Origin of the sequence: Bacteroides sp. 2_2_4, assembly GCF_000157055.1 — a bacterium.
GTDB classification, from domain to species: domain Bacteria; phylum Bacteroidota; class Bacteroidia; order Bacteroidales; family Bacteroidaceae; genus Bacteroides; species Bacteroides ovatus.
Window position 1 is genome coordinate 201,377 of the sequence record NZ_EQ973359.1, and the last position, 12,513, is coordinate 213,889.

The window sequence follows — 12,513 nt, forward strand, 5'->3', positions numbered from 1 at the left end:
CGGTTTTCAGAATGACAGATAGGTAAAACAACAGCGTTAATCCGTGCAATCCGTGCCTAATTTTATTATATAAACGAATTATGAAAACATACTTATGAATAAAAGAATAGTATCATTTTTCTTTCTTCTGCTCTTTGCAGGTTCACTATACGCAGCCATAGGTATCACTGACCTGCGAACGGAGCAGTTGAAAAATCCGGCAGGTATCGATGTACGCCAACCCCGATTGAGCTGGCGCATCGAATCGGATGAACAGAATGTGATACAAACTGCGTATCACATTCTTGTCGCATCTTCCCCGGAGCTATTGGAACAAGGAAAAGGAGATATTTGGGATTCAGGAAAGATTGAATCTGACGCTTCTCAATGGATCACTTATCAGGGAAAAACATTAAAATGTAATGCCCCCTACTATTGGAAAGTGAAAATAGACACCAACAAAGGTGCAACAAATTGGAGTGCTCCGGCTTTCTGGACCACCGGACTATTTAATGAAGCAGATTGGCAAGGGCAATGGATCGGCTTGGACAGGGCCGCTCCCGGAGATAGCGAAACACAATGGAGCCGTTTGGCAGCCCGTTATCTCCGTAAAGAATTTGCAGTAAAGAAAGATGTGAAACGTGCCACAGTACATATCGCCGGAATGGGATTGTACGAGTTGTTTATCAACGGACAACGCATCGGCAATCAAGTACTGGCACCTGCTCCTACCGACTACCGGAAAACAATTCTGTACAACACATACGATGTTACTTCACTGCTTCAAACAGAAAATGCTATTGGAGTAACTCTTGGAAATGGTCGCTTCTATACGATGCGTCAGAACTATAAACCGTATAAGATACCGACTTTCGGTTATCCTAAACTCCGGTTGAATCTGATTGTGGAATATGCAGACGGCAGCAAAGAAACGATTGCTACAAACACTTCATGGAAATTGACTACTGAAGGTCCTATCCGTAGCAATAATGAATATGATGGCGAAGAATATGATGCCCGTAAAGAGCTAGGAGCCTGGACTCAAACCGGATATGATGACAAAAACTGGATGCCGGCCCAACGTGTCAGTATTCCTTCAGGAACATTGCGCGCACAAATGATGCCGGGCATGAAAGTTACAGAAACCCTGAAGCCCGTTTCTATTAAAAAGCTTGGTAACAAATATATCCTGGATATCGGTCAGAATATGGCGGGCTGGGTACGTTTCCGGATAAAAGGACAGGCTGGCGATAGCATCCGTCTCCGTTTTGCAGAAAGTCTGCAAGACAATGGCGAACTTTATACAAGAAACTTCAGGGATGCCCGTTCTACAGATGTATATGTTGTCAGCGGACGCGAAACAAAAGATGCTACCTGGGCACCTCGTTTTATTTATCATGGATTCCGTTATGTAGAAGTCAGCGGTTATCCGAATGCGAAGGCAGAAGATTTCGTTGCCGAAGTAGTAGAAGATGAAATGGAGCATATCGGTACTTTCAACTGTTCTGACGAAACTCTGAATAAGATTATCCGTAATGCATTTTGGGGAATCCGGAGCAACTATAAAGGGATGCCGGTTGACTGTCCGCAACGGAATGAACGCCAACCATGGTTGGGTGACCGTACCATGGGCTGTTGGGGAGAAAGCATGCTTTTCGATAATTACGCCATGTATACCAAATGGACGCGTGACATCCGTGAAGCACAACGGGAAGACGGCTGTATTCCTGATGTAGCCCCAGCATACTGGAACTACTACTCGGACAATGTGACTTGGCCTGCCGCTTTACCAATGGCCTGCGACATGCTTTTCACAAACTTTGGAGATAAACGTCCGATCGAAGAGAATTATCCGGCTATCAAGAAGTGGGTATCTCATATCCGGGAATACTACATGACAGAAGATTTTATCATCACCAAAGATAAATATGGTGACTGGTGCGTTCCGCCCGAATCACTGGAGTTAATTCATAGTAAGGACCCTTCCCGCAAGACTGACGGAGCTTTGATTGCAACGGCTTATTATCTGAAGGTATTACAACTGATGCACCGCTTTGCAAGCTTGCAAGGGTTGAAAGCTGACGCAGAAGAATGGGAAGATTTGGAACATCGCATGAAAGACGCATTCAATGCCCGTTTTCTTCACGTAAAGGAAGGTACCTCTCCCGTACCGGGACATACCTTATATCCGGATAGTATTTTCTATGGTAACAACACAGTTACTGCCAATATCTTGCCACTTGCTTTTGGTCTAGTGCCAAAGAACTACATCAATGAAGTAGCTAAAAATGCCGTAACTTCCATTATTACAACCAACAAGGGACATATAAGTACCGGAGTAATCGGTGTACAATGGCTATTGCGTGAATTGAGCCGTCGCGGTCATGCCAATGTAGCTTATCTACTGGCTACCAATAAAACATATCCTTCCTGGGGATATATGGTTGAAAAAGGTGCTACCACTATTTGGGAGTTATGGAACGGTGATACGGCAAATCCTGAAATGAATAGCGGTAATCACGTGATGCTTTTAGGTGACTTATTGCCTTGGTGCTTCAATAACTTGGCAGGTATCCGTGCGGACCGCTGGAAGTCCGGTTACAAGCATATCGTCTTCCAGCCGGCTTTTGAAATTCAGGAGTTGAGTAACGTGGATGCATCGTACATGAGTATCTACGGAAAAATAACCAGCCGATGGACAAAGACTCCCACACATTTGGAATGGGATATCGAACTTCCCGCCAATACGACGGGGGAAGTACATCTTCCGGATGGACGGAAAGAAAAAATCGGTTCGGGAAAATATCATTTCAGTGTAGACATTCCCACCCGGAATACGGCTATTCTGACTGATGAATTTCTGTATGGAAACGCTTCTTTCCCCGAATGTCACGGAGCTACGATAGTAGAGCTGAAAAATGGTGATCTCGTAGCCTCTTTCTTCGGAGGAACCAAAGAGCGCAATCCGGATTGTTGCATCTGGGTATGTCGTAAACCTAAAGGCTCTAAAGAATGGACCACCCCCAAACTTGCTGCCGATGGTGTGTTTTCACTCAAAGACCCACAAGCAGTATTAGCCGGAATCGATTCAACCTGTACCCCGGTGAAAGATGCAAAAGGAACACTTATTGCCCGCAGAAAAGCTTGCTGGAACCCGGTTCTTTTCCAGATTCCCGGAGGTGACCTGATTCTGTTTTATAAAATAGGTTTGAAAGTGAGCGACTGGACAGGATGGCTTGTCCGTTCACGCGACGGAGGAAAAACCTGGAGCAAACGCGAAGCGCTTCCAAAAGGTTTTCTTGGACCTATTAAGAATAAACCGGAATATATCAATGGGCGTATCATCTGCCCTTCCAGTACGGAAGGAAGTAACGGATGGCGTGTCCATTTCGAGATTTCCGATGATAAAGGCAAGACCTGGAAGATGGTCGGACCACTGGATGCCGAGTTATCTGTCCCCACCCAAAATCGTAAAAAGGGAGGTGTGAATGTGGATGATCAGGAAGGCGGAGAAGCGATCAAAGGGGAAGGAACCAAACCTATTTATGCAATACAACCCAGTATTCTGAAGCATAAGGATGGAAGATTACAGATACTCTGCCGTACACGTAACGCACAGGTAGCAACTGCGTGGAGCAGTGATAATGGTGACACATGGAGTAAAGTTACGTTGCTGGATGTCCCGAATAATAATTCCGGTACGGATGCCGTGACAATGAAAGACGGTAGACATATCCTTATCTACAATAATTTCTCTACATTGCCCGGAACTCCGAAAGGTCCGCGTACTCCGCTCTGTGTGGCCGTTTCAGAAGATGGTATCAATTGGCAGCCTGTTCTTACATTAGAAGATAGTCCGATCAGCCAATACTCTTACCCTAGCATTATTCAGGGGAAAGACGGGAAGCTGCATGCCATTTATACATGGCGCCGTCAACGAATTAAATATGCAGAGATAGATCCGACGAAGTTTTAAATATTGAACGATTATCTGAATGAAATCGACCGCTCCTTTGCCCGTAAAAGAGCGGTCGATTCTTGTATTTATCCATTTTATACTTTACATTTGCCAATAAATAAAAAATAACGATGGCAGATAATTACATAGAGAGACAACAGGAACAATACGAAGCCCGAAAAGCTGCTTGGAAACAAGCACAAAAATATGGTAAGAAGAAACTAACAGCAGTACGTCCGGCTGAATCGAAGTCTCACACTTCAACGGTTTCAAAACCGGAGGACTCAAAAAGAAGAGTATTTATAACAGGCGGAGCGGAAGGAATAGGCAAAGCAATAGTAGAAGCTTTTTGCCTGGCTGGAAATCAAGTTGCCTTTTGTGATATAAACGAAACATCGGGACAGGAGACTGCGAAGGCAACCGGGGCTATGTTCCATAAGGTCGACGTAAGTGATAAAAACGCACTTGAAAGTTGTATGCAAACCATTCTTGCCGAATGGAACGATATTGATATTATTGTCAACAACGTCGGTATCAGCAAATTTTCTTCTATCACAGAGACAAGTGTAGAGGATTTCGACAAAATTCTTTCTATTAACCTGCGTCCTGTATTCATCACTTCCCGGCTGCTTGCCATCCATCGTAAAAAGCAGCCCTCTCCCAACCCATACGGCCGAATTATAAATATCTGCTCTACACGTTATCTAATGAGTGAACCGGGAAGTGAAGGTTATGCAGCTTCGAAAGGTGGTATCTATTCTTTGACTCATGCATTGGCTTTGTCTTTATCTGGATGGAATATCACAGTAAACTCGATTGCTCCGGGATGGATACAGACTCATGATTATGATCAGCTCCAACCGGAAGACCATTCACAACATCCTTCACGCCGGGTAGGCAAACTGGAAGATATTGCCCGCATGTGCCTGTTTCTCTGCGAGGAAAACAATGATTTCATCAATGGAGAAAACATCACTATTGACGGGGGAATGACGAAAAAGATGATTTATATTGAATAAAAATCTATCACTTTAATGAATACTATCGTATTTGTTAAGGTCTTTTGGGCACGATAACAAATACGATAGTATCCACTATTTATTGCATTAATATTCTTCGAGCAACTTCCACTCCAGTTTTCACTATCGAAGCAGCATGATGGAACTCCAACATATCATACGTATCGCCGGAAATTTGAATTAAGATATCCGGCTGACAACGTTCTATCTGATAACGGGTGATTTGCTGCATCATCATCCTGGAAGATTCTGTCAACAGATTATAAGGAGATACTTTCTTTTTCTTTCCGGTATCAATGGGTGCATTCACATCGACAGCTATCAGAATGTCTCCTTCAGTGCGTTGCACATGACTCAATGGAAGAGGATTCAGAATACCTCCATCAATCAATACCATACCGTCTTTTCTTAATGGGCGGAAAAGCATAGGGATAGAAATAGACGCACGGATAGCTTCATGTAAGCTCCCTCTGTCAAACCTGACTTCCTGATCGCGGACAATATCCGTAGCCATCGCTACATAAGGGACAGGCAGGTCTTCAATATTCATGTCCGGAATAATTTGTTTCAGTTCTTTAATAAAACGGTCACCTTTCACTAATCCATCCCGGCTTAAGGTAAGATCCGCCAATTCCCACATCTTGCGTTTGTCCCAACTATACAGCCATTCTTTACATTCTTCCATTTTTCCTGAAGCATACATTGCTCCCACCATTGCTCCCATGGAACTTCCTGCAATGGAAGTAATCTCAAAGTTGTGACGAAGTAATTCTTCAATTACTCCTATATGTGCTATTCCACGTGCTCCACCCATGGAAAGGACTAATGCTACTTTTTGCTTATCCATATCATATACATTTCTGTTAGCCATCTACAAAATAACACATTTTCTGCGAAAAAGATGTTTAGTAATCGTGAAGAAATAAATTATAGCAGTGTTTTAGGGGAACTAAAGCATAGCTTTAGATATGATAAAGCTATACTTTGTCAGTTGCAAAGCATAGCTCTATTATATTCTTCTATTATCCCGGAGATTTTCCGGTTATGTAGGAGGTTAAGGGTTTACCCTCATTTATTTCTTTCCTTGAGCCTTCTTTTCTGCGTTTCGCTTATTCACGTAATCTTTGAACATCTGCCGCCAGTTGCGACCATGCTCATTGAAATACTGTTCGCATTTGGTTTTATAAATTTCGAAGATAGCAGAAATCTGCTTCATATTCTTGTAGTCAATAGCCTGTTCGCGAGCCAGTTTCAACTGTTCCAGAACAAAAGTCGTTTCCTCCTCCGTCATATTGGGCACGATGGCCTGATAACCTTTCAAGGTAAAAGCAACTTTACCTACCGTGTATTTATCCAGGATTTGTTCAATCTGTTCTTCCGTCAATACTCTGTGTAAATCTTTCATTAGCCTTTCATGCACTTCTTTCGGCATAGCAGAATCTGCAATCATTTCACGGTCGAGCTTGGAAAGCGGTTTGCCTGTCAGAGGATTGATACCCTCGGGGATTGTTGTATAAGGGTGCTCATTGTGCCAGTCACGCACTTTACGAAGATGATTATAAATGGCAGTTACTGCAAAACCTGCTTTTTTATCATCGTTCAACTCTAAAGAAGCTACCCAGTCGATGGCTTTCTTTTCGAGAGAAGCATCTGATTTTAAATTAGCAAAAGCCTTCTTGTCAAAAGAAGCAGCTACCTTGTCAAAAGAACGGATGGCGCCTTCAGGAAGCAAAGCTCCTTTTTCACCAAAACTATACATAGCGGATTCCGGTTCAATGGTGACCTTGCTTTCATCCAACATCTTTTTATCCAATTTGAATACTTCTGCGAAGAAGTCATAAACAGCATTCCGCTTATTCGGGCCAAAGTCATGTTTCTCTTTGGGAAGATGTACATTCGTTACTTTATCTTTTGCCTGGTAGAATCCGTAAATTCGTTGCAGATAAGGAAATTCAAGAGTAGGAACACTGGCCGTCCAGTCGCCGCCATCCGATACGATCAGTTGTGGACGAGGAGCAAAAGTAGCGGCTAATTCCGCATTACAGGTTCCTCCTGCAGATAGTTGAATAGGCATTCCGCTTTCGCAGGGACAACCACCGTCGAAGTGAGAAGCCAGGCTCACCACCGGAGCTGAAGCGGTGAAACGATCATCTAATACGCTCAACAATACAGTATGGGTACCTCCACCCGAACCGCCATTCGTACCGATACGGCTGGTATCAATGTCCTTACGGGAAGCAAGCATGTAGTCAAGAATCAGTAAGCCGTTCATTGCCTGAATAGTGTGCGCCGCACTACTACGGTGTGCCGCACTGCCCACTTGCAAAGCCGACTCTCCCCATCCGAACAAATCATAGTCTACACAAACAGCTCCCATACGTGCTAAAGTTCCCATACGTTGTTGTTGGTCTTCCCGATAACGTCCGCCACCAAAATGTCCGTTAGGGCAGATTATCAACGCATGTTTTCCTTTCGATTGGGGCGTATAGATAGAACCGCAAACGTATAACCCGGGAAGTGTTTCAAGCGCGAAATTCTGCACGGTATAGCCATCAAACTTACGTATCTTTGAAAGAATAGGTTTGGATTTGACACATTGAGCCAACAAAGGATCGATACCTAAACGCTGACGTACCTCTTTTTTCAGAGAATCGGCACGAAGTTGAAAGGACTGTTGGTCTGTATAGAGTGTATTCAGATAAGCCAGCATCTTCTCTCCGTCTGCATCTGTACGACGTGGATACTCGTATGCTTTCAGCTTATACATATTTCCTTTCTGCTTAACAAATTTATAATCGAAAGGTGCCAATACATTCGTCAAGGATTCTTCCACGGAATAAGGACGAATACGGAAATCGGCATAAGGCAGCACTTTTCCCACCGTATCAATGTCATATTTCAAACGGACTCCGAAACGGTTCTGTATATCCGTCAGTACTTCATTCAAGGGACGGGCAAATTCTGTCTCGTATGTTTGCGTCTGGGCTTCGGCCGAAAGAGATGCGGCAAGAAGCATAGTAAAAAGGATTCGTTTCATTTATTTTTAATTTATGTAAGTTGTTTTTTCACCACAGATTACACAGATTTTCACAGATTTATTATTCTTATAATTTAGTCGAATTAAAAATCTGTGTTAATCTGTAGTATCTGTTGTGTGCTTTTAATTACTTCACCATTGACGATTACGTCATCCATCGTGATACGTTCACAATTTTCGAAGATACATTTCTGTTTCCCTCCCTGAATATGAATATCACGCAAAACGATGTCAGATATCGGCGCTTCTTCCAAGCCCACTATTTTGATCGGAGTCTTTACGTTTGTCACAGTCATTCCGCTGATATGTACGTTACGGAATATCGGAGTGCGTTCACTCTTAGGTTCGGCAGGCATTTTACTGTATTTCAAATTCAATACGACAGCTTCCTGTTTAATGTTGCTCATTACGACGTTGCTGACACGAATATCTTCAACGACTCCTCCCCTTCCACGGGTTGACTTAATACGAATTCCACGATCTGTTCCGTCAAACACGCAATTGGAAATAGTAACTTTACGCACACTCCCACTCATCTCGCTGCCGATAACAACACCTCCATGACCGGAAAGCATGGTACAGTTGGTGATAGTGATATTCTCGCAAGGTACTCCCAAACGACGGGCCTGCGCATCTCTTCCCGACTTGATTGTGATGCAATCGTCTCCTACTGATATATGGCAGTCGCTGATATGTACGTTGCGGCAGGATTCCGGATTCACTCCGTCCGTATTTGGTGAGGGCGCATTATCTATGGTGATCCCCTTTATGGTTACATTGTCGCAAAACTCCGGATTGACCGTCCAGAAGGGAGAATTTATGATTTTCACTCCTTCAATCTTTACTTTCTTACAACGAACGGGCTGAATGAACGGAGGACGGAAAAAGCGACGTTGCAATGTATTTACATAATCCTTGTTCGTTTCAGCATAAATTGCTGTCGTATCATTTGCTGCATCCCACATTGGCTGATATTTATTCACATCACGCATGCCATTGTCTTTCAAATCAATCATGACACGAAAGAACTCCATCCACCATTTCTTTCCTTGTCCGTCCAAAGTTCCTTCTCCTTTGATCGTAATATTCTCGGCATCTACCGCATAAATCAAAGGCTGGAAACTTTTCATCATCACTCCTTCATGACGAACCTCGACAAAAGGAAGATAGTCATCAAAGTTATCGGAAAAGAGCAAGGTAGCTCCGGCTTCCAACTCCAGTGTAATATTACTTTTCAGATGGATACTCCCCGTCAGGTAAGTTCCGGCAGGAAAGAAAAGAGTACCTCCGCCACCACGGTTCAGACGGTCAATCGTTGAATTGATTAGCTTTGTATTAAGAGTCTTGCCATTTGCTTTTGCACCGGCCTTCAGCATATCTACACGCTCGGCACGAAGAACTGTGGTTGCACAGAAGCAAAGAAAGACAAAAAGAGTTGTTCGTAAATTCATAATCGATATTATTAAAGTATATTTCATCGTTTCCTTCTAAAAAATCATGCTAATAGAATCTTTTTTTCTTCCCAATGTTTGAAGACAATCATTGAGATGTTTTTTTCAAACATGCTACATGATTAAAATAAAGATGCTGCATGATTTTTTATACGAATACATTGTTTTTTAATTCTACAAATATATACAAAAAGGTTCTTTTATTTTGCACAAACCAATTGATATGTTCCGCTCTGTATTTCTTTCGGTTCTTTTCCGCCCGGGAGATAAACAACAGCGGTAGTATTCACCGGAACAGACACGTTTAAAGTGAAAGTCCCATTCTCACAAGTCCAGTCCACATTAATGGTACCGTATAAAGTTTCATACGACGCTTTGACATATTTCAAATCTCCCACAGGTTGGGGAGCGATGATGAATTTCTGATAACCTTGTTTTAGAGTGGTAGAAGGACGAATACCGACCAGTGAATTAAAGAACCATTCATCAATCTGTCCCATCATAAAGTGATTCCAGGAAGAACCTTGACGGGGGTCCCATTGCTCGGTCAAAGTTGTAGCGCCGAATTTTAACTGGAAACCATATCCGGGAGCTTCTTCATGATTGAACATTTTATAAATAAGTTCATGTTCTCCATTACGCGCCAATGTCTGAATCAGATAACGGTTTCCCACATCACCGGTAGTCAAACGGTTGCCATGTGCTTCCACATCTTTTATCAGATTCGCGAATACTTTCTCATTCAAATCTGCATCCGGTCGGTAGTTATCTTGTTCATCTGCATCCTGCGTCATTTGGAGGAACAACGGAAGCGCATTACTGCATTGGCTTCCTGTACCATATTGTGCCGTATCTTTATGAAAAAAACATTTATTAAATGCAACCATTATATCCTGTGCCAACGAAGTGTAATAATGAATGTCAAAGTCATTACCTACCATTTTCGCAGCTTGTACCAAATACATGACTGTCATGTAATAATGCGCAGTAGCCACCAAAGGAACGGGTGTATTCCGTGAGAATCCCGCACGAAAATCTCCGTAATCATACCAGTCTCCCAATCCGAAAGAAAGAATACCTTTATCTGCACGAGTCTTGAGATAATCCACGTAACGACGCATATTCGGATAATATTTCTTAATCAATGAATCGTCTCCATAAGTCTCATAGTACATAAAAGGGAAAATAACCAAAGAACCACCCCACTCCGGAGATTCGGCAAAAGCATCCATACCCGGACCTTCAAAAATCACGTATTCCGGAGCAGTTGTCGGCATGGCCCCGTTGGAATGTTGTGCATCTGCCATATTTTGCATAATCTGCGGAGCGTATGCTGTCAAATCATAGTTATACAACAAACCCGGACCATTCAGATGTACCTGTTCCAGCCACCCAAGTTTCTCACGATGCGGACAATCCGTAAACACAGATTGCATATTGCTGCGAACCGCTTTCTCGATCAATCGATGGGCAGCATTAAATATCCGGTTGGATGATTCGAAAGTGGAAACTTTTCTAGCTGAATTATAGACGAAACAGGATTGAATATTCTTTAATACAGGCAATTTCTGCGGATTCTTCTGTCCTTTTAAGACAGCCCCCTCTACCTGAATATATCTAAAACCATAATAAGAGAAACGAGGGTGCCAGGTTTCATCGCCTTCCCCTTTCAGAGTGTATTCGTAATAGTGTTGACGCCCTGTCTGACGCTGATTGCAAGCACCTTCCTCTGTCAATGCTTCGGCTACAATCAAAGTCACTTTCTGACCACGTTTGCCACGTACTGTTATTTCCGGAAAGCCAGCCAGATTCTGTCCTATATCCAACACAAAAGCAGAAGGATCGACTGTTCTCTTAGTTGATACAGAAGCTGATGCAACTTGGTCCGCATTTAGTTTGGTTACCTTTTGAATATCATACCGTTCCATGATTTTCACCGGAGCCGCCATCTGTGGACGAAGTATTCCTTTAGGAGCTTCCTGTATGACTACCGGACGCCAATGACTGTCATCAAAGCCAATCTGATTCCATCCTTTCTGTTCACGACGCGCATCATAATCTTCTCCTCCATATATGCAATTGAAGGTTACCGGACTAAAATCATATTTCCAATTATTATCGGAATGAACCGTCGTACATGTTCCATCTTCGTAGTTAATAACCAGCTCAAATAAAAGTGTGGGAGGACCAAAGCTGATCTGTAATTTGCGATAACGCCCCCCCTGCACATTATAGAATCCATTCCCCAATAAGATTCCTACGACATTTTCACCACGCCGCAATTGTTCCGTCACATCGTATGTGTTATAGTAAACAGTTTTATCATAATCACTCCACAATGGGGCAAACTCACTGTTACCCACCTTTTTGCCATTCAAAGAAAACTCATAGAATCCCAGACCACAAACGTATGCGGTTGCCTCCACTATTTTCTTGCCCGGTTTACGGTTTGCACCCCCTTCTTTCGCATCTCCTACCTGAAATGTTCTTCTCAAACAAATACTTTTCTTTGCCAAAGTGTCCACTGCTTCCCAAGCAGCTTTCACTTCCGGTTTCTTCAGCTCTCCACCGTGGAACTTACGCCCTTCCGGTAAATGAGCATTTTGTCGGGTAATAGCTCCAATCCACTGCCCCGAAGATAACCTTTCGGGTACTGCCCGGAATTTCGCTTCACTACTCCACTCGGAAGGTGTATCTGTTTCATCCCAAACACGAACGCGCCAACTATAATTAAATGAGTTATCAGGACGTATATCTGCCCCCTTTGTAGAAACTAACTGGCTCTGCGAAGAATAAACCTTCCCACTATTCCAAACGGAACGCCCTGTAAAAGCTTCCCGAATATCAATCTCATAGGCCGATTGTCGTGTCCCATTTTCCGGCGATTCCATCACCCAGCCCAAACGGGGTGAACCTTCGACCACTACCAGTCCCTCCTGCATCTCACAGGTAAGACGACTGATGGTTATATTCTTTGCCTGTACAAAACAAGACAAACAAATTAGCAATGAAAGAAGAATCTTTTTGAATTTCATTTTTCAAGTATCTTTTATTTGTTCGATAAATGAG

General features: G+C 43.0%; 6 protein-coding genes. 2 read left to right on the forward strand and 4 right to left on the reverse strand.

Translation table 11 applies throughout. From position 1 onward, the window contains the following. The first annotated feature begins 94 nt into the window (after positions 1 to 94). A complete protein-coding gene (locus BSCG_RS16345) occupies positions 95 to 3,955 on the forward strand; it encodes a family 78 glycoside hydrolase catalytic domain (RefSeq protein WP_008775764.1) in 3,861 nt (1,286 codons plus the stop codon). 113 nt (positions 3,956 to 4,068) lie between these two features. Next, positions 4,069 to 4,956: an SDR family NAD(P)-dependent oxidoreductase gene (locus BSCG_RS16340; protein ID WP_008775766.1), complete on the forward strand. Its 888-nt coding sequence runs from the start codon at positions 4,069 to 4,071 to the stop codon at positions 4,954 to 4,956. A gap of 79 nt (positions 4,957 to 5,035) precedes the next feature. On the opposite strand, the gene BSCG_RS16335 is transcribed toward BSCG_RS16340, so the two are convergent. From BSCG_RS16335 to BSCG_RS16320, 4 genes are all read right to left on the reverse strand, one after another. Then, positions 5,036 to 5,827: a patatin-like phospholipase family protein gene (locus tag BSCG_RS16335; RefSeq protein WP_004306221.1), complete on the reverse strand. Its 792-nt coding sequence runs from the start codon at positions 5,825 to 5,827 to the stop codon at positions 5,036 to 5,038. A 201-nt stretch (positions 5,828 to 6,028) separates the two neighbouring features. Continuing rightward, on the reverse strand, positions 6,029 to 7,993 hold the full coding sequence (locus BSCG_RS16330; RefSeq protein WP_032849477.1) for a DUF3826 domain-containing protein: 1,965 nt from the start codon (positions 7,991 to 7,993) through the stop codon (positions 6,029 to 6,031). Between the two features lie 83 nt (positions 7,994 to 8,076). Then, positions 8,077 to 9,444 (reverse strand): glycoside hydrolase family 28 protein, encoded by a 1,368-nt coding sequence (locus BSCG_RS16325; RefSeq protein ID WP_008775768.1) that lies wholly within the window; start codon positions 9,442 to 9,444, stop codon positions 8,077 to 8,079. A gap of 200 nt (positions 9,445 to 9,644) precedes the next feature. Further along, on the reverse strand, positions 9,645 to 12,479 hold the full coding sequence (locus BSCG_RS16320) for a glycoside hydrolase family 78 protein (protein ID WP_032849478.1): 2,835 nt from the start codon (positions 12,477 to 12,479) through the stop codon (positions 9,645 to 9,647). Between the last annotated feature and the right edge of the window lie 34 nt (positions 12,480 to 12,513).